General features: G+C 26.5%; 26 protein-coding genes. 22 read left to right on the top strand and 4 right to left on the bottom strand.

The features are described from left to right. The first annotated feature begins 8 nt into the window (after window positions 1-8). From ACZ5TJ_RS07810 to scpB, 15 genes are all read left to right on the top strand, one after another. Window positions 9-836, top strand: coding sequence for an NAD(+)/NADH kinase (locus ACZ5TJ_RS07810; protein ID WP_464198531.1), 828 nt, complete (start codon window positions 9-11; stop codon window positions 834-836). A 22-nt stretch (window positions 837-858) separates the two neighbouring features. Further along, on the top strand, window positions 859-1,308 hold the full coding sequence (locus tag ACZ5TJ_RS07805; protein WP_464198529.1) for an arginine repressor: 450 nt from the start codon (window positions 859-861) through the stop codon (window positions 1,306-1,308). A 15-nt stretch (window positions 1,309-1,323) separates the two neighbouring features. Then, complete coding sequence (gene recN, locus ACZ5TJ_RS07800) at window positions 1,324-3,015, top strand: DNA repair protein RecN (protein ID WP_464198527.1); 1,692 nt, start codon at window positions 1,324-1,326, stop codon at window positions 3,013-3,015. 159 nt (window positions 3,016-3,174) lie between these two features. Further along, the gene (gene spoIVB, locus ACZ5TJ_RS07795) at window positions 3,175-4,362 is read left to right on the top strand and encodes a SpoIVB peptidase (RefSeq protein WP_464198525.1); all 1,188 of its coding nucleotides are present in this window, start codon (window positions 3,175-3,177) and stop codon (window positions 4,360-4,362) included. A gap of 356 nt (window positions 4,363-4,718) precedes the next feature. Next, on the top strand, window positions 4,719-5,549 hold the full coding sequence (spo0A, locus tag ACZ5TJ_RS07790) for a sporulation transcription factor Spo0A (RefSeq protein ID WP_464198523.1): 831 nt from the start codon (window positions 4,719-4,721) through the stop codon (window positions 5,547-5,549). A 160-nt stretch (window positions 5,550-5,709) separates the two neighbouring features. Further along, window positions 5,710-6,714, top strand: a complete 1,005-nt coding sequence (locus ACZ5TJ_RS07785) for a tyrosine-type recombinase/integrase (protein ID WP_464198521.1) — start codon at window positions 5,710-5,712, stop codon at window positions 6,712-6,714. A 579-nt stretch (window positions 6,715-7,293) separates the two neighbouring features. Next, window positions 7,294-7,758 (top strand): hypothetical protein, encoded by a 465-nt coding sequence (locus ACZ5TJ_RS07780; protein ID WP_464198519.1) that lies wholly within the window; start codon window positions 7,294-7,296, stop codon window positions 7,756-7,758. 187 nt (window positions 7,759-7,945) lie between these two features. Next, complete coding sequence (locus ACZ5TJ_RS07775; protein ID WP_464198517.1) at window positions 7,946-9,022, top strand: DUF1002 domain-containing protein; 1,077 nt, start codon at window positions 7,946-7,948, stop codon at window positions 9,020-9,022. 121 nt (window positions 9,023-9,143) lie between these two features. After that, on the top strand, window positions 9,144-9,662 hold the full coding sequence (locus tag ACZ5TJ_RS07770; RefSeq protein WP_464198515.1) for an NUDIX hydrolase: 519 nt from the start codon (window positions 9,144-9,146) through the stop codon (window positions 9,660-9,662). Window positions 9,663-9,788: 126 nt separating this feature from the next. Continuing rightward, the gene (gene spoIIM, locus ACZ5TJ_RS07765; protein ID WP_045726336.1) at window positions 9,789-10,424 is read left to right on the top strand and encodes a stage II sporulation protein M; all 636 of its coding nucleotides are present in this window, start codon (window positions 9,789-9,791) and stop codon (window positions 10,422-10,424) included. A gap of 82 nt (window positions 10,425-10,506) precedes the next feature. Next, window positions 10,507-11,385, top strand: coding sequence for a tyrosine-type recombinase/integrase (locus ACZ5TJ_RS07760; protein WP_464198509.1), 879 nt, complete (start codon window positions 10,507-10,509; stop codon window positions 11,383-11,385). 313 nt (window positions 11,386-11,698) lie between these two features. Beyond that, window positions 11,699-13,003, top strand: a complete 1,305-nt coding sequence (locus tag ACZ5TJ_RS07755) for a pyrimidine-nucleoside phosphorylase (RefSeq protein WP_464198507.1) — start codon at window positions 11,699-11,701, stop codon at window positions 13,001-13,003. 195 nt (window positions 13,004-13,198) lie between these two features. Next, complete coding sequence (locus ACZ5TJ_RS07750; protein ID WP_464202297.1) at window positions 13,199-14,335, top strand: D-alanyl-D-alanine carboxypeptidase family protein; 1,137 nt, start codon at window positions 13,199-13,201, stop codon at window positions 14,333-14,335. Between the two features lie 109 nt (window positions 14,336-14,444). After that, window positions 14,445-15,215, top strand: a complete 771-nt coding sequence (locus tag ACZ5TJ_RS07745; protein ID WP_055225530.1) for a segregation/condensation protein A — start codon at window positions 14,445-14,447, stop codon at window positions 15,213-15,215. Further along, window positions 15,196-15,801: an SMC-Scp complex subunit ScpB gene (gene scpB, locus ACZ5TJ_RS07740; protein ID WP_464198503.1), complete on the top strand. Its 606-nt coding sequence runs from the start codon at window positions 15,196-15,198 to the stop codon at window positions 15,799-15,801. The genes ACZ5TJ_RS07745 and scpB overlap by 20 nt, the downstream gene beginning before the upstream one ends. 39 nt (window positions 15,802-15,840) lie before the next feature. Here scpB and ytfJ read toward each other — a convergent pair whose 3' ends face one another. Together ytfJ and ACZ5TJ_RS07730 are read right to left on the bottom strand one after the other, a co-directional pair. After that, a complete protein-coding gene (gene ytfJ, locus ACZ5TJ_RS07735; protein ID WP_464202296.1) occupies window positions 15,841-16,368 on the bottom strand; it encodes a GerW family sporulation protein in 528 nt (175 codons plus the stop codon). Further along, window positions 16,362-16,889: a DUF2953 domain-containing protein gene (locus ACZ5TJ_RS07730; RefSeq protein ID WP_464202295.1), complete on the bottom strand. Its 528-nt coding sequence runs from the start codon at window positions 16,887-16,889 to the stop codon at window positions 16,362-16,364. Before ACZ5TJ_RS07730 ends, ytfJ begins: the two co-directional genes overlap by 7 nt. A gap of 180 nt (window positions 16,890-17,069) precedes the next feature. On the opposite strand from ACZ5TJ_RS07730, the gene ACZ5TJ_RS07725 reads away from it, so the two are divergent. The 4 genes from ACZ5TJ_RS07725 to ACZ5TJ_RS07710 all read left to right on the top strand — a co-directional run bounded on the left by ACZ5TJ_RS07725 (window position 17,070) and on the right by ACZ5TJ_RS07710 (window position 21,046). Beyond that, on the top strand, window positions 17,070-18,167 hold the full coding sequence (locus ACZ5TJ_RS07725) for a D-alanyl-D-alanine carboxypeptidase family protein (RefSeq protein WP_464198501.1): 1,098 nt from the start codon (window positions 17,070-17,072) through the stop codon (window positions 18,165-18,167). A gap of 123 nt (window positions 18,168-18,290) precedes the next feature. Then, entirely contained in the window at window positions 18,291-19,280 is a 990-nt protein-coding gene (locus ACZ5TJ_RS07720) for a sulfide/dihydroorotate dehydrogenase-like FAD/NAD-binding protein (RefSeq protein ID WP_464198499.1), read from the top strand. Continuing rightward, the gene (locus tag ACZ5TJ_RS07715) at window positions 19,277-20,554 is read left to right on the top strand and encodes an FAD-dependent oxidoreductase (protein ID WP_464198497.1); all 1,278 of its coding nucleotides are present in this window, start codon (window positions 19,277-19,279) and stop codon (window positions 20,552-20,554) included. Before ACZ5TJ_RS07720 ends, ACZ5TJ_RS07715 begins: the two co-directional genes overlap by 4 nt. 153 nt (window positions 20,555-20,707) lie before the next feature. Next, window positions 20,708-21,046, top strand: coding sequence for a hypothetical protein (locus ACZ5TJ_RS07710; protein ID WP_464198495.1), 339 nt, complete (start codon window positions 20,708-20,710; stop codon window positions 21,044-21,046). Between the two features lie 498 nt (window positions 21,047-21,544). Here the strand turns inward: ACZ5TJ_RS07710 and ACZ5TJ_RS07705 are convergent, their stop codons facing one another. Together ACZ5TJ_RS07705 and ACZ5TJ_RS07700 are read right to left on the bottom strand one after the other, a co-directional pair. Beyond that, window positions 21,545-22,027 carry a hypothetical protein gene (locus ACZ5TJ_RS07705; RefSeq protein ID WP_464198493.1) on the bottom strand — a complete coding sequence of 161 codons (483 nt, stop codon included), beginning with the start codon at window positions 22,025-22,027 and terminating at the stop codon, window positions 21,545-21,547. A gap of 155 nt (window positions 22,028-22,182) precedes the next feature. Beyond that, window positions 22,183-22,422, bottom strand: a complete 240-nt coding sequence (locus ACZ5TJ_RS07700; RefSeq protein ID WP_464198491.1) for a hypothetical protein — start codon at window positions 22,420-22,422, stop codon at window positions 22,183-22,185. 147 nt (window positions 22,423-22,569) lie between these two features. Here ACZ5TJ_RS07700 and ACZ5TJ_RS07695 point away from each other — a divergent pair, with 147 nt between their 5' ends. The 3 genes from ACZ5TJ_RS07695 (at window position 22,570) to ACZ5TJ_RS07685 (ending at window position 24,961) form a co-directional block, all read left to right on the top strand. After that, window positions 22,570-23,394, top strand: coding sequence for a pyridoxamine kinase (locus tag ACZ5TJ_RS07695; protein WP_464198489.1), 825 nt, complete (start codon window positions 22,570-22,572; stop codon window positions 23,392-23,394). Further along, window positions 23,394-23,897 carry a TIGR04002 family protein gene (locus tag ACZ5TJ_RS07690; RefSeq protein WP_464198487.1) on the top strand — a complete coding sequence of 168 codons (504 nt, stop codon included), beginning with the start codon at window positions 23,394-23,396 and terminating at the stop codon, window positions 23,895-23,897. Before ACZ5TJ_RS07695 ends, ACZ5TJ_RS07690 begins: the two co-directional genes overlap by 1 nt. Before the next feature lie 197 nt (window positions 23,898-24,094). Further along, a complete protein-coding gene (locus tag ACZ5TJ_RS07685; RefSeq protein ID WP_464198485.1) occupies window positions 24,095-24,961 on the top strand; it encodes a glucose 1-dehydrogenase in 867 nt (288 codons plus the stop codon). The last annotated feature ends 68 nt before the right edge of the window (window positions 24,962-25,029 follow it).

Below are 25,029 nucleotides of genomic sequence, written 5' to 3'. Positions count from 1 at the left end.
GGTGTACCATGAATCATATAGGTATTGCAATAAATCCATCAAAAGATCCTAAAGGAATTATTGTAAACTTAGTACTACAAAAATTAAAAAAAGTATTTAAAGATGCAGATATAGAAATTTTTAATACTTATAAATTAACATATAAAGATATATCAGAAGATTTAGATGTTTTAATAGTTCTTGGAGGAGATGGTACATTATTAAGTGTAGCAAGAAAAATATCAAATAATTTAGATATACCTCTTTTAGGAATAAATATAGGGAATCTAGGATTTTTAAGTAGTATAGATATATCAGAAGTAGATAAAGCGTTATATAAAATTAAAAACAATATGTTTAAAATAGAAGAGAGAATGCTTTTAAAATGTAGTATTAATAATATAAAAAGATCAGAGCAAATTGCATTAAATGATATAGTCATAGCAAGAGGAACTTTGTCAAGAATGACTAAGTTTAATATATATGTAGATGATAAATATTATGCTTCTTTTAATGGAGATGGTCTAATTATTGCAACACCTACTGGTTCTACTGCTTATTCATTTTCTGCAGGGGGACCATTTATATATCCAGATTTGGACGTTATACTTATAACTCCAATATGTCCTCATACGAAAAGCATGCAAACTATGGTTTTAAGAGGTGATAGTAAGATAACAGTAAAAACATCTCATGAAGAAGAAGATGTTTATCTTACAGTTGATGGACAAAAGGTATATGAAGTCGATAAAAAGGCAACAATTGAAATAGATAGAACTGAAAAAGAAGCTAAATTAATACAATTTGATGATTATGATTATTTTGAAGTACTTAGAACAAAAATTTTAAATAAATAATAGAATGAGATGGTGAGATACATTGAAATCAAAAAGACATGAAAAAATATTAGAAATAATTAAAAATAAAGATATTGAGACACAAGAAGAACTTGCAGAAGAATTAAAAAAATTAGGCTTTGATGTTACTCAAGCTACTGTTTCAAGAGATATTAAAAATTTAAAGCTTTTAAAAATGCAATCATCTACAGGTAGTTATAAATATGTTGTGCCAACAAAAGAGTCATCTAATATTTCTGATAAACTTGCAAACATTTTATCAAATGCAGTAACTCATGTTGAAAATGTTGACAAAATGGTAGTAGTAAAAACTTTTACAGGTGGAGCCTCAGCTGCAGCAGAGGCTATAGATACATTAGGTTTTGAAGATATAGCAGGAACAGTTGCAGGAGATAATACAATTTTTATCCTAGTTAGAACTTTAAGTGGTGCAGAAGAAATAGTAGATAGAATAAAAAGTAGAATTGATTAATAAAAGGTGATATAAATGTTAATTCAACTAAGTATTAAAAATTTTGCACTAATAGAGGATATTTCTATAGATTTAGGAAAAGGATTTAATATATTATCTGGAGAAACAGGTGCGGGTAAATCAATATTAATAGATGCGATTGATTATGTACTAGGTGGAAAATTTTCTAAAGATTTAATTAGAACTGGTGAAAATAAAACATCAGTTGAGGCTATATTTGATATAAAAGATAGTAATGTATGCAATGTATTAGATGAACTTGAAATAGAGTATGATGATACATTAATAATACTTAGAGAAACTTTAATAAGTGGCAAAAGTATTGTTAAGGTAAATGGTAAAAGTTTAATTGTAACACAACTTAAAAGAATAAGAGAAAAACTATTAGACATACATGGACAACACCAAAATCAGGATCTTTTAAATAGAGGTAGTCATGTTAATTATTTAGATAGTTACATAGGTTATGAAGTTGAAAAAGAAATTGCTGAATTTACGAAATTAAGAGAAGAGCTATTAAACATAAAAGAAAAAATTAAATCTATAAGTGGTAATAAGGACAGTGAAAAACTTATTGATTATATAGAATTTCAAATAGAAGATATTGAAAAAGGAAAACTAAAAATTGGTGAAGAAGAAGAGCTTAGAGAAGAATTTAACATATTATCTAATGCAGAAAAAATAACTCATGGTATAAGTACTAGTTATAATTATTTAAGCTGCAATGAAGGCTCTAATGTTCTTGAGACTTTATCAAAAGTTATATCAGAACTCACATCTATTGAACAACACTTATGTAAAATAAAAGAAAAAAGAGAAGTTATAGAAGAGGCATTCTATAATATAGAGGAAGTATCGCGTGAATTAAGATTCATGACAGAAGATATTCAATATGATGAAGTAGAGCTTGAAAGAATAAATGAAAGATTATTTGTTATAAATAATTATAAAAAGAAATATGGCGGTTCTGTAGAAGCTGTTATAGAAAATTTTAATAATTTAAAAAAGAAACATGAAGAACTTATTCATGCTGAAGAAATAATAAAAGAACTTGAAGAAAAAGAGGCTTTAGTTCTTTCAAAAATGAAAATTATTGGAGAAAAAATAAGCAAAATAAGAAAAAAACATAGTAAAGAACTCCAAGATAAAATACTAAAGGAACTTGATTATGTTGGATTAGATAAATCTAGGATGGAAATATTAATAAATATGCAAGAAACATTTAATGAAAAAGGATTTGATGATGTTATATTTATGATTTCAACAAATCCTGGTGAACCATTAAAATCTTTAGAAAAGGTATTATCTGGTGGAGAACTTTCAAGAATAATGTTAGCGTTAAAATGTGTTTTTGCAGATAAAGATGATATTGAAACTCTTATTTTTGATGAAATAGATACTGGAATAAGTGGTCAAGTTGGACAAAGAGTTGGAGAAAAAATGTATCAAGTTTCAAAAAATCATCAAGTACTTTGCATAACTCATCTTCCACAAATAGCAATTCTATCTGATCATCATTATTTTGTTTCTAAAGAAGTAATAAATGAGAAAACATTCACAAAGATAAGACTTTTATCTAATGATGAAAAAATATATCAAGTTGCAACTATGTTAGGTGGAGATAGTGTAAGTAATACAACTTTGGAAAATGTAAGAGAAATGTTTGAAAACTCTAATATAAAAAAAATACAATTAAAAGCTTTATAATACATATCTTAAAGGATATATGGAAAGAATAAAACTGCAGAATTTCTGTGGTTTTATTTTTTTATTTTAAAAAAATTTGTCTATTATAGTAAAGTTAATACAGAATATAAGGCATGTCTAGAGGGTAACTTAAGATTAGAAGGCAAAGGAGGAGAAGAGATGAAAAAGAGAATTATAAAATCAATCAGTTTTTTTATGACATTTATAGTTTTACTAATGTTAACTACTATTTTTACTCTTAAAGATATGCCTGATAAGGTATATACTAATCAAGATGTAGAAACGACTTCAGTATTTAAAGATATCAATCCTTTAGGATATGTGAAGCATAATGGGAATAAAGTTGATATTAGCTTTATGGGCTTAATTCCTCTAAAGTCTGTAGAAGTACGTAGTGCAAAAGATCTAAAGTTATATCCAGGTGGAACAAGTGTAGGTGTTAGGCTTTCAGCAAATGGAGTATTAGTAGTAGGATTTTCTGATTTAGTAAAAGAAAATATGACTACAGAAAGTCCAGCAAAAGAATCAAATATAGAACTTGGAGACTTAATTACTCAAATAAACGGTAAAAGGGTTTATACAAGCAAAGAAGTTTTAAGAATAATAAAAAATTCTACTAAAGATAAAGCTATGTTAACAATAGAAAGAGATGGAAAAACATTAAATAAAGAGGTTAAATTAAAAAAAGAAGATGATGAATATAAATTAGGTTTGTGGGTTAGAGATTCTACTGCAGGAGTTGGAACACTTACTTTTTATCATGAAGCAAGTGGAAATTTTGGAGCGCTTGGACACCCTATAACAGATGGAGATACAAATACTAAATTTACAGTTAAATCTGGAGAGTTACTTGATGCATCAGTAATTAGTTTAAGAAAAGGTGAAAAAGGTTCTCCTGGAGAATTAAAAGGAATTTTTACAAATGAAGATGAACCAATAGGAAATATAAAGAAAAATACACAATGCGGAATATTTGGTACAAAAGAAAATAAAAATATATTGAAAAATTTAAAAGATCCTATGCCTGTAGGATTTAGAGATGAAGTAAATATTGGTAAAGCAAAAATAATTACAACAATTGATGAAAATGGTCCAAAAGAATATGAGATTGAAATTGTTAAAAGATTAAATCAAGAAGTAAAAGGGCCAAAAAGTATGATAATTAAAGTAATAGACAAAGAACTTTTGGAAAAAACTGGTGGAATCATACAGGGTATGAGTGGAAGTCCAATTATCCAAAATGGAAAAATTATAGGTGCAGTAACACATGTTCTTATAAATAAACCTGATGTTGGATATGGAATATATATAGATTGGATGTTAGAAGATGCAGGAATAATTAAATAATTAAATAATAAGGTAAGATAAAATTTTGTCTTACCTTATTATTTTAATCGTAATAAAGAAGAAAACATATATAAAATAAAAATATTTGGAAAAAATTTACTGAAAACTATAGACGAAACAATATAAGTAGTGTATAATTTACAAATAGTGGGATATATTTAAAATTCAAACTAAAATAATAAATTAAATTAAGTATTTCTACAATAATTTTCGCATATAAATATTAAAAAGGATTTATTTAATAAATGTCGAATAGTTAAAATTAGAAAAAATTATTAAAATTATTAAATAGGTTGTTATAAAAATTTATAGAGTTAATATTTGTGGAATATAAAATGGATAAAGGGGAGAAGAACATGGAAGATTCAAAAATATCTGTACTTATAGCTGATGACAATAAGGAGTTTTGTAGTATTTTAAATGATTATTTACTAAATCAAAAAGATATTGTCGTGACAGGTATCGCAAAAGATGGAAGGGAAGCTTTAACTTTAATAGAGGCAAAAAAACCAGATTTAGTGGTTTTAGATATAATAATGCCACATTTAGATGGATTAGGGGTACTTGAAAGATTAAATAATATGAATTTAGAAAAGAGTCCAAGAGTTATTGTATTATCAGCAGTTGGACAAGACAAAATAACTCAGCAAGCTATAACATTAGGTGCTGATTATTATGTTGTAAAACCATTTGATATGGATATTTTCACAAAGAGAATAAGAGAAATGTTTAATACTGGCATAAATAAAAATGCTAATGTAAATAGACAACAAACTGGTATGTCAGCTAGCGAAATGGTTTCACATAGCTCTACTATTTCCTACAATGAACCTGTAGATCTTGAAACAGAAATAACTAGTATAATACATGAAATAGGAGTTCCAGCTCATATTAAAGGATATATGTACTTAAGAGAAGCTATAACTATGGTTGTTAATGATATGGAATTATTATCAGCTGTTACTAAAGAATTATATCCATCAATAGCTAAGAAATATAACACAACTGCATCAAGGGTTGAAAGAGCAATTAGACATGCTATAGAAGTTGCTTGGGGAAGAGGACAAGTTGATGCTATAAATAAATTATTTGGATATACAATTCATAATGATAAAGGTAAGCCAACTAACTCAGAATTTATAGCAATCATTGCAGACAAATTAAGACTTAAAAATAAGGTATCTTAAATCCTGTAAATAAGCCGTTTGCTGAAATGGTATACCAATAAACACTATAAAAATAAGCGTCAAATTTCGTTACTTATAGCAATAAAGTGAATATTAGAAAATTTTAAAATACCTTTTATTTATTGGGTTACAAAACTCGATAGGTAGGAGGTATTTTTTTATGCCAAGAATTAAGAAAAGTAAAGAATTTATATGTTATATACAAGATTTTATTGATAGCTGTACTTTGAAAGGATTAGCTCCTAAAATTATTAAAAGTTATTATCAATCATTAACTTTATTTACTAAATACCTTGAAGAAGAAAAGGGAATTATGAATATAGAAGAAGTTGATAAGGGAGTACTCGAAGAATATATTCAATTTACTAAAGATAGAGGAAAGTATAGTTTTATTGCTGATGAGAAATCTTTAGAAAAAAACTATCAGAATTTTAGAAGTGATATAGGTAAACCAATAACATCATCTACTTTAAATAATTATCTTAGAAATATAAAAGTTTTCTTTAATTGGCTTTATGATAATGGGTTAATTAAATTTAATAATATTGCTAAAACAAAATTTATTAAAGAAAAAAGGAGAGTAAAAGATCAATTATCAGACGAAGAATATAAACAATTAATAAAAGAAATAGATATTACTAAATTTTCAGAGTATAGAGATTATATAATAATTAATCTTATTATGGATACAGGTATGAGGTTAAGTGAATGTTTAAGTTTGACTATTAATGATGTAGATTTAGTAAGAAGGACAATTTTATTAAGTGCTGATGTAACAAAGGGAAAGAAGGATAGATATGTTTTTTATAGTATTACAATGTCTAAATATATAAATAGGTGCATTAAGTTTAAAGATGCATTAAAAGATACGGAACTTTTATTTACGACAACTAGATGCACGATTCTTACAGCATCTAATTTTGAAAAAAGTTTTAAGAAATATGTTAAAAGAGCAAAAATAAATAAAAATATAACACCTCATGGACTTAGAAATAATTTTGCAAGAAGATTTCTTTTAAGTGGAGGAGATATATTCATGTTATCTAAGATATTAGGACATTCAAGTGTTACTGTAACTGAAAAAGCTTACTTAGATGTAACTATAGAAGATATAAGAGAAAAGTATAAAAGATATTCTCCCTTAGAGAATATGAAAAATAGATAAAAAAATAGTAGGTACTACGCCAATAGTTCCTACACTTACAATTAAATATTGTTTAATAAAACTTTGCATACCTCACTAGGAGATATAAATAAACCGTATTTATATTATATTTCAAAAAATGAGGATATGCAAGGCTTTATTTCCTATACTCTTTTTTAGTAATATAGGTTAGTTGTACAAGCTTTAGAGCAACTCTAAATAAATCTATAGGTTACATAGAGCCGATGCAGAAAATCTATGGGGATTAAATACCTTAAGTCCAATGCCTAAAGGACTTTAAATATTAAGGTGGTGGAATATCCATTGTGCTACCTTGCTAATGCTATGGGTGGATAGATAGTAGTAACAGTTAGCAAGGCTATTGAAGATAATACTAAACATAAACCAAACAATAGTAAAATAAGTCGAGAAAATCGGATTTACTATATCTAAATAAGCCTAACATTTCCAAATAATAACATATATAGTTAAAAACATGTAAATAAAACAAATGGATATTGAAACATATAGATTATATTACTATAATTAATATAAAAGTATAAAATTGTAATTTTAATATATAAAAAGGAGAATTTTGTTATGAAGTATGATTTTAAAGCAGCATATGATTATGCATCAAATACTAATGTTGAGGACCTTGCAAAAAGATGTACTGTATATAACGCTTATATTGGACAGGTTTATGATAAGGATGGTAGAGGCCCAGTTGGTCATGATGTTGTATTATCAATGATTGGTTCTATATATGGACCATTTGGAAATTTAGATGAAGAAGCTATAAGTGAAATAGGTAATTATTTAAAGTATATAGATAGAGGATTTGATAATTATTGGGGTACAAAAACTTATGAGTGGTTTTCGAATAAATTAAGAACAAGAGAGGATAAAGTTTATTTATCTAATTTAGCAAATGTTTTAATGAGTAAAAGTGATTCTGTATATAATTTATTATGTGAAAATAGCTATATACCAACATTAAAATTAATAGGATATGCTTTTGAACAGTTTGACGATAATAGTTATAGAAATTGGAGGTATATTTAGAATTAAGTCATTTAAGGATGGTGTAGAATTTATGTAAATGATAAATAAAATAAAAATTAAATTAGCTACATTTAACAACTAAGAATAAATTAATATATAGTTAATAATTTTTTAAGCTTTTAAAATTATAATTATAAATATATAATGTTAATAAAAACAAATTAGCTTATAGAGAATGGAGAAAAATATGAAAGCAAAAAAAATATTAACAGCAATAACATTAGCAACATTAATAACAACTAGTACGCCAATATTTGCATACGCAGATCAGTTTAATGTTGTTACACTTGGAGAAAACCTAACTAAAGAACAAAAAGATAATATGTTAAAGTACTTTAATGCAAAAGAAGGAACTTATCAATTAATAACGGTAAATAATAAGGAAGAAAGAGAAGCATTAAAAGGAATTGCAACACCAGCTGAAATAGGAAGCAAAACAATATCATGTTCATATGTACAACCTACTAAAGCAGGATCAGGAATAAATGTAAAAACAGTAAACTTAACATGGGTAACAGCATCTATGATATCTAATACATTAGTTACAGCAGGAATAAATGATGCAAATGTTATAGCAGCTGCACCATTTCAAGTTTCAGGAACAGGAGCGTTAACTGGAATATTAAAAGGGTTTGAAGATTCAACTGGAAAAGAATTAAATAAAGAAAAGAAAGAACTTGCAAATAAAGAGTTAGTTACTACTGGTAATATAGCAAAGGACGAAAATGTTGGACAAGAAAAGGCGGCAGGAGTAGTTAATGATGTTAAGACAGAAGTAATTAAGGATAAAGTAAAAGATCCAGAACAAATTAACAATATAATAAATAATGTAACTAACAATTATAAAATAGAATTAAGTAAAGAACAACAAGAAGAATTAAATGATCTTATGGTTAAAATAGGTAAACAAGGATATAATTACGATGAATTAAAAAGCACTTTAAATGACATTGGTGAAAATATAAAAAATACTTTACAAGAGTCAGGACAAGCTATAAAAGATTCAGGTTTCTTCCAAAACTTATGGAATGGAATTAAAAATTTCTTCAGCGGAGATAAAGAAGATAATAAAAGCGAACAAAGTGAAAATGTAGGAATTTTAAATGAAACTAATAATGAAGCATTAGGTGATAATGCAGTTGTTACAGGTAATAATAAAAATATTGAAGGTGTAACAAATCAAAACAATGAAGAAAACACAAAACAAAATAACGAAGGTATTATAGATAAGATAGTTAATTGGTTTAAAGGATTATTTAATTAAAAAGTGTAGCATCAGTTAGTAGAGAAATTTCTACTAATCTGATGCTTTTTATTTATAAAATTGTGAAGAAGGTAAATATTAGATATAATAATATTAAATAAAAATAAAAAGGAGAAAATATATGGATTTAGTTGAAAAAATAATTAATGAAGAATTAAAATACGAAGGTAACTTTTTAAAATTTACAAGTTTAGATGTTGAATTACCAGATGGTAATAAAGGAAATAGAGATATTATAAGACATCCTGGCGCTTCAGCAATACTTGCTTTCTTAGATGATGAGACAGTTTTATTAGTAGAGCAATTTAGAGCAGCTTTAGATAGAGTCCTTATAGAGATACCAGCAGGTAAACTAGAAAAAGGTGAAGATCCAAAAGTATGTGCAATAAGAGAACTTGAGGAAGAGACAGGATTTAAATCTGATAATATAGAATATTTAGGTAAAATAGCAACAGGTGCAGGATTTACTGATGAACAGATAAATATTTTTAAAGCAACTAACTTATATAAAGGTGTAAAAGGTGGAGATGAAGATGAGTTTATTAATGTAAAAGCATATAAACTATCTGAAATAAAAGAAATGATAAAGCGTGGAGAAATAATAGATGCTAAAACAATCTCAGCATTTATGTATATATGAGAATTAATGCAAGTACTTTTAATTAAGTGCTTGCATTTTTATTTACATATATATCCTTAGGTTGTAAGAATATATTGGCATTTTAAATCATAATATTATTTATAACAACTTTAGGAGGATAGAAAGATGAAGGAAATGGCTAAAAAAATAGGCAATGCATTCGAAGAACATAAAATATATTATTTATTAGTATTATTATTCTTTTGCGTTGGTATAGTCCTTGGTGTATGTGCTGTAAAAAGCATGAACGTGACAGATAGGCAAGACCTTACAAGTTATTATACAAGTTTTGTAAATAGTATTGGAAAAAAGCCAATAGATTATGGAATTTTGTTATTAGATGTGCTTAAAAAGAATATACTTTTAATAGTACCAATAATAATATTTAGTTTTACATTCTTTGGAGCTCCTATAATATTAGGAATAGATCTAATAAAAGGATTTACAATAGGATATACATTTACTTTTTTATTGACTACTTTTAATGGAAAGGGGCTAGGAATAGCACTGAGTTCTATAATACCACAAAATATAATTTATATTCCATGTTTAATTGCGTTAAGTATTATGGCACTTAGTTTATCAACTACTAAGTTTAAAGAAAAATTTATAAGAAAAACACCTATTAAAAATTTAATATTTTATAAAGGTGGATTAAATATAATAATTATATTATTGTGCATATTTATAATTGGAATAGTAGTAGAAACATATATTTGTCCAAACCTTATAAAATTTGTATTAACTAAATTTTATTTATAAAAAATATGTAAGCAAAAGAAAAATAAAGGAAAACTAAAAAAAATGTCGAATATATATAATAGCAATGGTGTAGGAGAGAGTAATGTTAGAAATTATTGAAAGTTATAAAGGGTATTTATTAAGCAATGAAAAAAGCGAAAATACTGTATATGCTTATGTTACAGACGTAAACTTATATATTAAATTTCTAAAATCAAAAGATATGGAAATTTATACAAGTGATGATGTAGCTATAAAAGCGTATATACAACATTTATTAGAAGATGGTAAATCAGAAAGGTCTATAAACAGGATAGTTATAAGTTTAAGAAGTTTTTATGGGTTCTTAAAAAATAGTGGCAAAATAAATGATGTTCCAAAGATATCATATAAAAGCAGCAAAAATAATAAAAAGTTGCCACAAATATTAACTATAGAAGAGGTAGATAAGATTATAAAATCGATTGAAAAAAATGGAGTTAAAGGTATAAGAGATAATGCGTTATTAGAACTTATGTATGCTACTGGAATGAAGGTATCAGAACTTATATCTTTAGATGTTGAAGATATAAATTTGGATTTATCATTTGTAAAGTGCACTGACAATAAACATTATGAAAGATTAATTCCAATAGGAAGAAGTGCAATAAGAGCACTTGAAGAATATATGTTAGTTAGGGATGAAGTTGCAGAAAGTGGAGTTAATAAGTTATTTGTTAATTTAAATGGTAAAGGTCTTACAAGACAAGGGATATGGAGAATTGTTAAAGAATACTCTCACAAAGCAGGTATAAAAAAGGATGTAAATTTAAATACTTTTAGACATTCTTTTGCAGTTCATATGCTTCAAAATGGAGCAAATGTACGAGCTGTACAAAAACTTTTAGGAAATCAGGTATTAACATATATGGATACCTATTATGAAATAATAAATAGCGATAAAATTAATTTAGTATACAAAAATGCTCATCCAAGAGCATAAATAGGTAAAAAATCAAAAGATTAGAAAGAGATATGAGGGGAGAATTGCGATGTATAAAAATATACTAGTGTCATTAAGTAAATTTAGAATTAATGAACATAAATACGCAAGTCTTTACAGAATTTTAGAATTTTGTGATAAATTTAAAATAGAGCTTAAAGTGGATTAAATAATATATAGTTTATATAATCCACTTAAGCTTTAAAGTATAGAGTTTTAAATACATAAAGAAAACGATTAAATCTTAAAAGATAAAAATTATATATTAATATATAAATTATATGAGTATATACTAAGGAGGATTTAGAAAATTATGAGAATGTATGACTTAATATTAAAAAAGAGAAATGGAGAAGAGCTAACAAAAGAGGAAATTGATTTCTTTGTTCAAGGATACACTAATGGAGAGATTCCAGATTATCAAGCATCAGCTTTGTTAATGGCAATATTTTTTAATAAAATGAATAAAAGAGAAACTGCTGATTTAACAATGTCAATGGTTAATTCAGGTGATAAATTAGATTTATCAAATATAGAAGGAATAAAGGTTGATAAACATTCAACTGGTGGAGTAGGTGATAAAACAACAATATGTTTAACACCACTTGTAGCAAGTTGTGGAGTTCCAGTTGCTAAGATGTCAGGAAGAGGACTTGGACATACTGGAGGTACTATTGATAAATTGGAGTCATTTAAAGGTTTTTCAGTACAATTAGATCAAAAAGAATTTATGGATAATGTTAATAAAAAAGGAATAGCAGTTGCTGCACAAACAGGACATTTAGCACCTGCTGATAAAAAGATATATGCATTAAGAGATGTAACAGCTACTGTTGATAATATGTCACTTATAGCATCAAGTATAATGAGTAAGAAAATAGCTTCTGGTTCAGATGCAATAGTTCTTGATGTAAAGGTTGGAGATGGTGCTTTTATGAAGACACCAGAAGATGCCAAAGCTTTAGCTAGAGAAATGGTTGATATAGGAAATAATGTAGGAAGAAAAACAATAGGTGTTATATCAGATATGGATCAGCCATTAGGATATGCAATTGGAAATGCAATAGAAGTAATTGAAGCAATTGATTTATTAAAAGGAAATGGACCTAAAGATCTTTTAGAATTAACCTTAACACTTGGAAGCAATATGCTTATATTAGCCGGAAAAGTTAAAGATGAAGAAGAAGGTAGAAAACTTTTAAAAGAAAATATTGAAAATGGAAAAGCTTTAGAAAAGCTTAAAGAGTTTGTAAAAGCACAAGGTGGAGATGCTTCATATGTTGATGATGTAAGTAAATTCCCACAAGCTAAACATATAATAGAAGTAAAATCAAATAAATCAGGATATATAAATAAAATACATGCTGAAAAATTAGGTCTTATAGCTATGGAACTTGGTGCTGGTAGAGCGACAAAAGAAAGTGTAATAGATTTATCAGTAGGAATTAAGCTTTTAAAGAAACGAGGAGATAAAGTAGAAAATGGAGATATATTAGGTTATATTTATGCAAATGATTTAGAAAAAGCTAATAAAGCTAAAGAAGATCTTCTAGAAAATATTGAAATTAAAAATGAAAAAGGTAAAGAAATTCCTTTAATATATGATATAGTTAGATAGTTTATTAAAAGAGGTTAGATTTAAGTCTGATCTCTTTTTTATTTTCTTCTTAGAATAAATTAGAAATAAATATATATTTTACTTGGTGATAAATTTTCATCAAATGGAAATAATAATTTTGAGAGGAGGATACAGAAGATGAAAAATATTTATAAAAAACTTATGAAAACAATTAGTATAGCTTTAATATTCTTAATGCTACCAACTACATCAATTCTAGCATTTGCAAATGATAAAGATAAAAAAGAAGGTGGTATGAATATAGAAGCAAAATCTGCATTCTTAATGGAACCTAAAACAGGTAAAATTATCTATGAAAAAAATCCAGATGAAAAATTTGCACCAGCATCTGTTACTAAAATAATGACTATGTTACTTGCTATGGAAGCTGTTGATTCTGGAAAGATATCACTTCAAGATAAAGTTACATGTAGTGAAAATGCCAAAAAAATGGGCGGAAGTACAATGTTACTTGATACTGGTGAAATAAGAAGTGTAGAAGATTTATTTAAAGGTATTGCTATTGCATCAGGTAATGATGCTGCAGTTGCAATGGCCGAATATTTAGCTGGATCAGAAGAAAGCTTTGTTGAACTTATGAATAAAAGAGCCTCAGAACTTGGTATGAAAAATACTACATTTAAAAACTGTACAGGATTACCAGCAGATGGTCATATGTCAACTGCAAGAGATATTTCATTAATGTCTAAAGAACTTTTAAAACATGATAAAATATTAAAGTACTCAGGGACTTATATGGAAACAATATCTGAGGGAAGAAAATCTCCAATTGAACTTGTAAATCATAATAAATTAGTAAGATTCTTCAAAGGTTGTGACGGATTAAAGACAGGTTATACATCAGAAGCAAAATATTGTATATCAGCTACTGCAACAAGAGATGGAGTAAGAATGCTTGCGGTTATTATGGGAGCTCCTACTTACAAGATTAGAAATAGGGATGCAAGTATATTATTAAATCATGGATTCTCAAGATTTGTAGGAAAGAAAATAGTAAGTAAAGACGAAGAAATAGGAAATGTATACATGGGTGAAAATACAGATAAATTCTTTACTGCTAAAGCTAAAAATGATCTTATAGCAACAGTAGAAAAAGGTAATAATGGAAACTTAGAAAAGAAAATAGTTATAAAGAATATGAAAGACCAATATCAAGCAGGAGAAACAGTAGGTAAGTGTGAAGTGTACCTTGGTAATAATAAAGTTGGTGAAGTAGACATATACTCAGACAGAGATGTAAAGAAACCAAATATATTTGAAAAAGCTAAATTTAAAATTAAAAATATGTTTGGAAAATCAGAAGAAAAATAATAAAGCTAAAGGAATCATATATTTTGTATGATTCCTTTAATTTTTAATTTAAAAACACTGATATATAGTGTATAATTATAATGTTATTTTAGTGAGAGGTGGGAGCAAAATGGAATTACCTAAGATAAAAGTAGCTGATTTTGAAGGCCCTTTTGATTTATTGTTACATCTTATAAAAAAGAATAAAATGAATATATATAATATTGAGATATATAAGATTACTAATCAATATTTAGCATATTTAGATACAATGAAGGAAATGGATCTTGAGATAACATCAGAGTTTATAGTAATCGCAGCTACATTAATTGAAATTAAATCAAAAAGTCTTTTACCTAAAGCTAAAGTAGAAGAAGAACTAGAAGAGGATATAGAGAAAAGACTTGTAGAGAAATTAATACTTTATAAAAAAATTAAAGCATCTACAGAATACTTTAAATCTATTTCTTTAAAAATAGGTACTACATATTCAAAAAAGCCTGAAATAATTCCAGAAGCTAAGGATTGTAAAGTAAATAATGAGGATATATTTAAAAATATTACATTGGTTGATTTATATAATATATATAATAAATTATTGGAAAATTATACAAAAAAGCATAATAAAAATAATGTAATACAGAAAAATATAAGTGTAGATCTTTACAAGATAGAAGATAAATATGATTATTTACTACATAGAATAAAGCAAAGTAAAATACAAGATTTTAATACTATAATGGAGTCATGCGAGTGTAAACTAGAGTGTGTAGTTACATTTTTAGCGTTACTTGAGCTTATAAAACAAAGACTAGTAAAAGTATATCAAACTACAAGTTTTGGAGAGATAATAATAGAAGGATGTGATGAAAGTGGAGAAGATGAACGTAACACAATTTGAGTTTAAAGAAATATCAAAAAAAGAACCACTAAAAGCAATAATAGAAGCTATGCTTTTTGTAAGTGGTGAGCCACTTTCCTTAAGAGATATAGCGGTAAATCTAGAAATTACTCCTAAGTATACGGAAGAAATTCTAGGTGAAATGATGCTAGATTATGAAGTATCTAATAGAGGTATAAAACTTATACAAATTAATGGAGCATATCAATTAGTTACTAAAAGCGAATATAGTGATTATATTCAAAAATTACTTAAGAAAAATAGAAGACAATCATTAAGTCAGGCATCATTAGAAAGTTTGTCAATAATTGCTTATAAGCAACCCATTACTAGAGTTGATATTGATGAGATAAGAGGGGTTAAATCAGATAGTGCCATTCAAAAATTAGTTGAAAGAGAACTTGTTGCAGAAGTTGGTCGTTTAGAGGTACCAGGAAGACCAATACTATATGGAACAACAGACGAGTTTTTAAGACAATTTGGACTAGCTGCAATAGATGAATTACCTTCATTAGACTTATTTGAAGAAGTAGAATCTGATGATGAATTAATGGAAGAGATTGTTTTAGACACTACAGAAAAATAAAAAGAACTGCTACTTAAAAAGTAGCAGTTCTTTTTATTTTTAATTATCTTCTGTAAAATTTCTAAATTCATTATTGCCGGTATCAGGTATAGATGAATGATCATAATTATTAGGAGCATGAGATTTATCGATTGAGTTATTAATTTCTTCATGTTTAGAATCATTGTGTTTTTTTTGCATTGCTTTTCCGCATAAATCTTTAAACATTTCAAATACTTGAGGAACTGTATCTACAATTCTATCATAAGTAGTATCTTGTTCTACAGGTAGTAGTCTTACGGAATTTTCTCTAACAACTAAAAAAGCTACAGGTTTTACAGATACACCAGCTCCAGATCCTCCACCAAATGGATAATCTACTTGAAAATCTGAAGAAACTTTATTTTGTGAATCAAATTCACTACCACCTGATGCAAAACCAAAAGATACCTTAGATATAGGAATTATATAAGTTCCATCTCTAGTTTCAACAGCATCACCTATTATAGTATTAACATCAACCATATCTCGTATATTTTCCATTGTGCTTTTCATTAAATTTTCAATTGGATGTTCTTTATTCATAATCTCCCTTTAAAAAGGGTCACCTCCTTAACTTGTAAATAAGTTTTAACTTGTAAATAAGTTTTTAAAAATATAACTAACATATAAATAACTTTCCCTAGAGATAGAAAAATTATACTTTTACAATAAAAATTGATACTTAATGTATCTTTAAAAACTGGTTTAATATTCAATTTGGATTTTTTAACCTTAAAAGGAACATTTAATCCACGATATATAAAAGAAAAGAAGGTTGATAATATTCCATAAAATATTGCCGTATTAAACGAATCAAATAACGAATAAGATAATTCACCATTAAATTTAAATTTAGGTTTATGTCTATTTCTTTTTAAATTAAATATAAGTTTTTTTAAAAATAGTTTATAAAAGTCAAAGTCAATATCACTAGTGTCTATTGATGTACGCTCTATTAATTTATTTAATTTACAATTTATGTATTTATTTATTTTTTTTGATTTTTTACTAGATATTATATTAAAGTTATAAACTTTAATATAATAATTATTATTAGAATAGAACATACTAATTTTAATAGGAATTGGTATTAAAATTAGTAGTAACAATATAATAATTACCAAAATTAAAATCTTCATCTTTATCCTCCATATAAAGTATTATGTTCAACCACTAGGAAAAATATACTAGTCAATAATACTGCATATTAATTAAATTTTATTGCAAAATAAAAATGAGGTGATTTTATGAGAAAGCTTAAACAAAGTGTTAGCTTTATATTTATTATTTGCTTAATATTAAACTTAATAACAATAAATACATATGCTACAGAGGTTGATAATAAAAATAACTTAAGAGTATCTGCAAGAAGTGCAATAGCTATTGAAAGAGAGAGTGGTCAGATATTATTTGAGCAAAATGCTTATGAAGTTATACCAATGGCAAGTACCACAAAAATATTAACGGCCCTTGTTGCAATAGAAAATGGTGATTTAAATGAAATATTAGAAGTCTCAAAAAATGCAGCCTCAGTTAGAGGATCTAAGGTTGGATATCAATCTTCAGAAAAAATATCATTAAGAGAATTATTGTATGGTCTTATGTATAGATCAGGAAATGATGCGGCTATAACTATAGCGGAAGGGCTTGGTGGATCAGTAGAAGGTTTTGCCGATATGATGAATCATTTTGCTAAGGGGATTGGGATTGTAGATTCACATTTTCAAACTCCACATGGATTAGATAAAGAAGATCATTATTCTTCAGCATATGACTTAGCTCTATTAGCTTCAAAAGCCATGGAATATGAAGAATTTAGAGAAATAGTTGGAACAAAATCTATTACAAAAGATAAATATAATTTTACAAGAGATTATAATAATATTAATAAAATATTATTTAAAATACCAGGAGCTAATGGTATAAAGACAGGTTATACAGGTGGAGCTGGAAAATGCTTAGTATCATCAGTTAACTATTCAGGAAAAGATATTATAATTGTTGTACTTAACTGTGCAGATAGATGGAATCAAACGGAGAAAATATTTAATCATGTTAAAGGAAAATATGCATTTAACTCTGGTAATATTAAGCAGTTAGTTAAAGATAAAGGAAATGATGTGCTTAGTACTATAACAAAAGAAGAAAGAGTAACAAATGCTTTTTCACAAGATTCAACACAGTATGAGATTGACGTTTTTAAGCCATACATAGATATAAAAGAAGGAGAAGTTATAGGAGCTTTTAAGGTAGAAGAAAACAATAAAAAAGTTATGGAACATCCATTAAAATCTGAAAAAGAAATGAAACGTACAGATTTTCTAAATGTACTTAATTTAGATTAATTTTATTAAAAAGGTGTGTTTATTAAAATATAAACACACCTTTTTAATATTTTCAATTTAAGTGTCAACAAAATTAGAGTGAAAAAATATCCTAATATAAAGATCAATTTTTAAGGAGCAACAATGATTAGAGAAGCAACAGATTGTATTGATGCAGGAAGCGAATATTGTCCTTGTAAGCTAGCTGAAATGGGAGAATGCATACTTTGTTCACAAATGCATGGAGAATGTTTTTGCGACTGCTTAAATTGGAAAGGTGTATGTATATACCAAGAATTTTCAAATAACGGTATGAAAGCTAAAGAAGGTAGACAAAAATACAGCTCAAAAATATTAGATTATTCTAACTTTAATAATGAGCTTATAATTATTAAATTAAGTGTAACTCATAAACTTGCAGTAGATCTTATAAATCCAGGCGGTTATGTATTTTTATGTCCAGATTTAGAAAAATATTTTGATACTCCAATATCAGTTATGGAATCTGATACAGAGAATAATATATTAACAGTAGCTATTGAAATAAGAGGAATTAAAACTAAAAAATTACTTAAATTAAAAATAGGTGATACTTTAGATATAAGAGGTCCTTATTGGAATGGAATATTTGGGTTAAAAAATATAGAAAAACAAAAAGGAACAGATTGTTTAGTTCTAGCTAGAGGAATGGGATTAGCACCTATGATGCCACTTGTAAGAAAATTATCTTTACAAGAATGTAATGTAAATATTGCTGTTGATAATGGAGGCTTTAAAGAAGATTTTATTACAGGATATTTAGAAAAATATAAAGTAAATACTAAAAAAGGAAATCTATTAGACAGAGGAAATTTATCAGAGTTTTGTAAGGAATTAATAGATAAAAATATTAATTTAGGAGTTAAATATATTCATATTGCTGGAGCTGATATATTGACATTTAAAGTTATAGAGTATTTAGATAGTTTAGACAAAAAAGATGTCCTTTTATCTTGCTGTAATAACTTTAAAATGTGCTGTGGTGAAGGGATATGCGGCGCATGTACAGCTAGATATAAAGGACATAGAGTTAAGAGATTTTGCAAAGTACAAACAGATCCAAGAAGTATCTTTGAAGAGAGGAGATTAATATGAAGGTAGTAATTATTGGTGCAGGATGGGCAGGATGTGCAGCTGCTATTACTGCTAAAAAAGCTGGAGCAGATGTATTACTTTTTGAAAAAACTGATTTATTATTAGGACTTGGTAATGTCGGCGGTATTATGAGAAACAATGGAAGATTTACAGCATCAGAAGAATTAATTGCCCTAGGTGCAGGCGATCTAATTAATATAACAGATAAAAATTCTAGACATAAAAACATAGAATTTCCAGGTCACAAACATGCAAGCTTATATGATGTAAATATAATAGAAGCAGAAGTTAGAAAACATTTAAATAGTCTAGGTATAAAAATATTTACAGAAACAAGAGTTAAAGATGTTGATGTAGAAGAAAATAAAATAAAAGGAATAATATTAGCAGATGACACTTATGTAAGTGGAGATGTTTATATAGAAACAACTGGTTCTACAGGCCCTATGGGTAACTGCTTAAGATATGGAAATGGATGTTCAATGTGTATTTTAAGATGCCCTTCATTTGGACCAAGAATAAGTATAAGTGAAAGGTGTAATGTTCACGATATACAAGGAGAAAGAAATGGAGATGAACTTGGAGCATTTTCGGGCTCATGTAAATTAGCTAAAGAAAGTTTATCTGATGAAATAAGAGAAAAGTTAGATAAAGATGGAGTAGTAATACTAAATATTCCAAAGGAAGATATAAATTATGATAAATTAAATAGCAAAGTATGTCAGCAATATGCTTTAAAAGAATTTGCAGAAAATATAATTCTTCTAGATACTGGGCATGCCAAGCTAATGACGACATATTATCCATTAGAAAAACTAAGAAAAATTAAAGGATTAGAAAGGGCTAAATATATTGATCCATATGCAGGAAGCAAAGGCAATTCAATAAGGTATTTATCAGTTGCTCCAAGAAGTAATGATATGAGAGTAAAAGGTGTTGATAATCTACTTTGTGGGGGAGAAAAATCAGGATTGTTTGTTGGTCATACAGAAGCTATATGTACAGGATCATTAGCTGGTCATAATGCGGTAAGGCAAGTTATGGGATTACCTTTATTAACATTGCCTAGAAGTCTTGCTATAGGTGATATAATTGCATATGCAAATGAAAAAACAGAAAATGAAGCAGATAGAAAGAGTAGATATACATTTGCAGGTTCTTTATATTTTAAGAGGATGCAAGAAGAGGGACTTTATACAACAGATATAGAAGTTATAAGAGATAAGATAAAGAGATTAAGATTAGATGATATATTTAATCAAAGATTAAACTAATAAATTTTAAGAGCTATATAATTTGTTTTAAATTATATAGCTTTTTTATATTATTATAAAAAGGTATAAATTAAATAAATTTTAATTAGTTTTTAATTCAGTATAGGTGTATACTAATTTTAGTTTAAATTTTTATACAAGGAGGCTAATTGAATGGCATTTATGAATTTCTTTAAAAATGAAGATGAGAGAGAAGATATTAGTGGAGAAGATGATAAGCCAATTGGGGGATTTAATAATTGGAAAGACGCTTTAGAGTCTATGAAAAATGATCAAGTTAATAAACATAAAGAGATGATAAAAATTTCATTAGAGAATATAATAAAGGAATTAAATCTAAATGATATTAATTTAAATGATCTAGAAGATAAAATATATAAAAAAGCTAATTATTTTGAAGAAAATAAGGAAGCTTTAAAAGATAAATATAAAGAGAATGATTATAATAAATTAATATATAAATTTAGTGAGGATATATTGAAAGAATATTAAAATAATTATATAAATTAAAAAAGAATAGGTTAATAATATCTGTTCTTTTTTTATAGGCAATATACTCTTATTTAAGATACTCGTAAATGATATAAAATAACTATAAAAAATAATTTAATAAATAATCATACATTTTTAATAGTTTATCAACAAATAGTATATTCCTGTATGGTAAAATATAGATAATATTAAGATGAAAAGGATGATCAAAAGATGAAAGAAGAAAAGTTAATAAAAAAAATCGCAATAGTTGCATGCATTTTACTTATAATAGCATTTGTTGCAATGTCATTTAAAGGAATATTATTTTAATAAAAGGAGAAGAATTAGGAAATATCTTTAATGAAAATTAAGCTAATATAGGAAGTTATAATAGTTAAAACCATAAGTAATAACCATTATAAATTATTGTTTATGTTTTTAATATATATCTTAAATAATAATATAATAAAAAAAGAGAAACCAAAAAATTAATATTAGTTTCCCCTTAAATATAATTTATTTAAAATTTAATACTAAAAACTTTAATATCTGATCTGTATTAATAATATTCATAAAATTATTGTGAAATTTATAAGATATGCCACACCAATTTATAAATTCATATAAGTTATTAGATAAACTTTTTTTTTCTAAATTATTTTCTAAAAATAATCTAATAGTATCTTTGCTTTTATCAAGCATTTTTAAAATTTGATTGATATTTTGATAAGATACATTCTCTCTTCTAACATAATTATTTAAAATATTAGCATAAATTGAATAAGCAACTAAATCCTTAAAGCTATCATTATCTATATTGCTTATAGAATCTAAAGTATTAAGTTTGCAATAATTAAGATGATTCAAAACTAGTTCACTAATTTCCTTTTCCTTAGATAAATAGTCTAATAGTAATCTTTCTACACAATTTCTTTTGTTATAAATTAATGTCAAATTCTTAATATTCATTCTTGTCATCCTTTCAAATTCAATACCCATATTATTCTCTTTTGTATAAATGTTTATATTCTACAATTTTTATAAAAATCCTCCTTAATTTCTTTAAATTTACAAACAAAAGATAATAAATTGAAAGATAAAAGCCTAATGAAGTAATAAGAGTGTATTACATAGTCTTCATTAGGCTTTAAAAATTAATATTCTATTCCACAAGGTTTAATATTTTCTTTTTTATCTGAACTACAAGGTGTTACAGCATAAGTCATTTTACAATTAGGACATTGTGTTACTAATTTATCCATTTGAAAGCTTGTCCCGCAAGAACATTCTATTTCATGAACAACTTTAGTTTGCATATTTTCAAATCCTTTACCTCTAACTAAATCAGCAACAGCTTTTCCATCGTTACCTAGTGATGAACATCCACATGCCATATAAATCCCTCCTAAACATTTTATAGAAGTTATTATACATAAAAAATATATATAAATCTGTAACATTAGATACGAAAAAATGTACCGGTACATTTCATATAAAAATTTAATTGTGTTATTATAACGATAAAATAAGGAGGATTTTATATGATTAACCAGAAAAGAGTAGTAGTTATAAATGATTTATCAGGTCTTGGAAAATGTTCACTTACAGTATCAATTTCTATACTATCGGCATTAAATATACAACCTTGTCCAATTCCTACAGCAATACTTTCAAATCAAACACAATTTAATGAATATTCTTTTTATGATTTTACTAATAATATGAAAGATTATATTAAGATATGGGAAAAGCAAAAGGAAAAATTTGATGCAATTTATACAGGGTTTTTAGGATCTTATAATCAAATAGATATAATATTAGAATTTATAAAAAAACAAAAAGATGCATTAATAATAGTAGATCCGGTTATGGGAGATAATGGTGAAATATATGAAACATATAATAAAGATATATGCAATAAAATGAAGGAATTGGTTTCTTTATCTTATATAGTAACACCTAATATAACAGAGGCCTGTATTTTAGCGGATCAAAAGTTAGATATAGAAAATTTAACTAATGATGATTTAAAGAGATTAGGAAAGAAGATATCAAGCCTTGGTCCTAAATATGTAATAATTACAGGGATAATAAATAAAAATAAAATTAGTAATGTATTATATGATAAAGAAAAGAATGAAATATATAGAGTTACAACAAAATTTAATAATATATCTTATAGTGGTACAGGAGATATATTTGCATCAATGCTTACAGCTTTAATTTTGAATGGCAATAGTGTATATAAATCTATGGAAATTACGACAAATTTTATTTCTAAAGCAATACAATATACAAATAAATTTAATATTGATCCTAATTATGGGATATACTATGAGAAGTTTTTAAGGGAGGTAATTATTTAGTGAATAATAGGATACGGTTATTAGTTAAAACATCATTATTTATTGCAATTATAGCATTAACTACAACATATATATTTCATATACCAACTGGTATAAATGGGGGATATATTCACCTAGGAGATGTTTTTATATATATAGCATCTGTTATTCTTCCAACTAAATATGCTTTAATTGCAGCTTCTATTGGGGGAGGACTTGCTGATTTTTTAGGTGGTGCACCACTATTTATAATACCAACTATGATAATAAAACCACTTATGGTTTTTTCATTTACTAATAGGAGTAATAAAATAGTTTGTAAAAGAAATATAATGGCTACATTAATTGCTATCTTAGTAACTTACATTGGTTATTCATTTGCAAATTCAATTATTCTTGGTAATTTAATTTTAGGATTCAGTGCTTCAATTTTTGATATTGTACAATCAGTAGTAAGTGGTATTATATTCATTGTTTTAGGGTATTTACTAGATAGGATAAATATAAAAAAGATAATAAAATAATATATACAAGCTAGGTATTAGAAATAAACTTAGCTTGTCTTTTTATATTGTAATGATTAGTTAAAAATGATAAAATTTACAATGTAGAGTTTTAAATATTCTAATATATTTAAAGCTTACATCAACTTAATAAGTATATAAATAATTCAAATGGAAATCATAATATGAGAATTTAAAACTTTATTGAGGTGATAAATATGAATGAAAAATTTCCATTAGAATTTAGTTCACAAGAAGAAATTACCCAACCAGGAAAAGAAAGTATGATGAATCCAAAACCAGTCTTTACATTACCAGAATATATAAATAATGGTAAACGTCTTGAGGGAATGACTGCTATAGTCACAGGCGGAGATAGTGGAATTGGAAGGGCTGTTAGTATTGCATATGCAAGAGAAGGAGCTAACGTAGTAATTGTTTATTTAAATGAAGATGAAGATGCACAAATGACATCAAATTTAATTAAAGAACAAGGCAGAGAAGCGCTTGTAATATCAGGAGATATAGGCGATGAAAATTTTTGCAAAGATGTAGTTAAAAAGACTATCGAAAAATTTGGTACAATAGACATTTTAGTTAATAATGCTGGTGAACAACATGTATGTAATTCAATTTTAGATATATCTAATGAGCAATTAGAAAGAACCTTTAAGACTAATATATTTGGAGCTTTTTATATTATAAAAGCAGCACTACCACATATGAAATCTGGAGGCAGAATTATAAACACAACATCAATAACAGCTTATGTTGGTAATGAAACATTAATAGATTATTCAGCAACTAAAGGTGCTTTAACAGCCCTTACAAGAAGTTTAGCTATTAATTTAGCAACTAAAGGAATAACTGTTAATGCTGTAGCTCCCGGACCTATATGGACACCATTAATACCAGCATCATTTAATAAACAAAAGATGCAAACATTTGGTAAAAATACAGCTTTAAAAAGAGCTGGTCAACCAGTAGAAGTTGCAGAAGCATATGTATTTTTAGCTAGCAAAAATGCCTCATTTATAACTGGAGAGACTATTCATGTAAATGGAGGGGAAATTGCTAATACATAATGATAATGTTCATTATTAATTGTATACAATGCTAATAAATACATAGTAAAGTTTAAAAAGTGGGGGAT

The sequence above is a fragment of the Clostridium budayi genome, from assembly GCF_055396605.1.
The sequence above is the reverse complement of the archived record's forward strand: the minus strand, read 5'-3'. Positions and strand labels throughout refer to the sequence as shown.

Coding starts and splice junctions, on each gene's coding strand:
- ACZ5TJ_RS07775 (WP_464198517.1), top strand. CDS start 7,946: ATGAAAGCAAAAAAAATATTAACAGCAATAACATTAGCAACATTAATA.
- recN (WP_464198527.1), top strand. CDS start 1,324: ATGTTAATTCAACTAAGTATTAAAAATTTTGCACTAATAGAGGATATT.
- ACZ5TJ_RS07750 (WP_464202297.1), top strand. CDS start 13,199: ATGCTACCAACTACATCAATTCTAGCATTTGCAAATGATAAAGATAAA.
- spoIVB (WP_464198525.1), top strand. CDS start 3,175: ATGAAAAAGAGAATTATAAAATCAATCAGTTTTTTTATGACATTTATA.
- ACZ5TJ_RS07715 (WP_464198497.1), top strand. CDS start 19,277: ATGAAGGTAGTAATTATTGGTGCAGGATGGGCAGGATGTGCAGCTGCT.
- ACZ5TJ_RS07785 (WP_464198521.1), top strand. CDS start 5,710: ATGCCAAGAATTAAGAAAAGTAAAGAATTTATATGTTATATACAAGAT.
- ACZ5TJ_RS07695 (WP_464198489.1), top strand. CDS start 22,570: ATGATTAACCAGAAAAGAGTAGTAGTTATAAATGATTTATCAGGTCTT.
- ACZ5TJ_RS07745 (WP_055225530.1), top strand. CDS start 14,445: ATGGAATTACCTAAGATAAAAGTAGCTGATTTTGAAGGCCCTTTTGAT.
- ACZ5TJ_RS07730 (WP_464202295.1), bottom strand. CDS start 16,889: ATGTTCTATTCTAATAATAATTATTATATTAAAGTTTATAACTTTAAT.
- ACZ5TJ_RS07780 (WP_464198519.1), top strand. CDS start 7,294: ATGAAGTATGATTTTAAAGCAGCATATGATTATGCATCAAATACTAAT.
- ACZ5TJ_RS07710 (WP_464198495.1), top strand. CDS start 20,708: ATGGCATTTATGAATTTCTTTAAAAATGAAGATGAGAGAGAAGATATT.
- ACZ5TJ_RS07770 (WP_464198515.1), top strand. CDS start 9,144: ATGGATTTAGTTGAAAAAATAATTAATGAAGAATTAAAATACGAAGGT.
- ACZ5TJ_RS07760 (WP_464198509.1), top strand. CDS start 10,507: ATGTTAGAAATTATTGAAAGTTATAAAGGGTATTTATTAAGCAATGAA.
- ACZ5TJ_RS07810 (WP_464198531.1), top strand. CDS start 9: ATGAATCATATAGGTATTGCAATAAATCCATCAAAAGATCCTAAAGGA.
- ACZ5TJ_RS07725 (WP_464198501.1), top strand. CDS start 17,070: ATGAGAAAGCTTAAACAAAGTGTTAGCTTTATATTTATTATTTGCTTA.
- ACZ5TJ_RS07755 (WP_464198507.1), top strand. CDS start 11,699: ATGAGAATGTATGACTTAATATTAAAAAAGAGAAATGGAGAAGAGCTA.
- ACZ5TJ_RS07700 (WP_464198491.1), bottom strand. CDS start 22,422: ATGGCATGTGGATGTTCATCACTAGGTAACGATGGAAAAGCTGTTGCT.
- spo0A (WP_464198523.1), top strand. CDS start 4,719: ATGGAAGATTCAAAAATATCTGTACTTATAGCTGATGACAATAAGGAG.
- ACZ5TJ_RS07685 (WP_464198485.1), top strand. CDS start 24,095: ATGAATGAAAAATTTCCATTAGAATTTAGTTCACAAGAAGAAATTACC.
- spoIIM (WP_045726336.1), top strand. CDS start 9,789: ATGAAGGAAATGGCTAAAAAAATAGGCAATGCATTCGAAGAACATAAA.
- ACZ5TJ_RS07705 (WP_464198493.1), bottom strand. CDS start 22,027: ATGGGTATTGAATTTGAAAGGATGACAAGAATGAATATTAAGAATTTG.
- ACZ5TJ_RS07720 (WP_464198499.1), top strand. CDS start 18,291: ATGATTAGAGAAGCAACAGATTGTATTGATGCAGGAAGCGAATATTGT.
- scpB (WP_464198503.1), top strand. CDS start 15,196: ATGAACGTAACACAATTTGAGTTTAAAGAAATATCAAAAAAAGAACCA.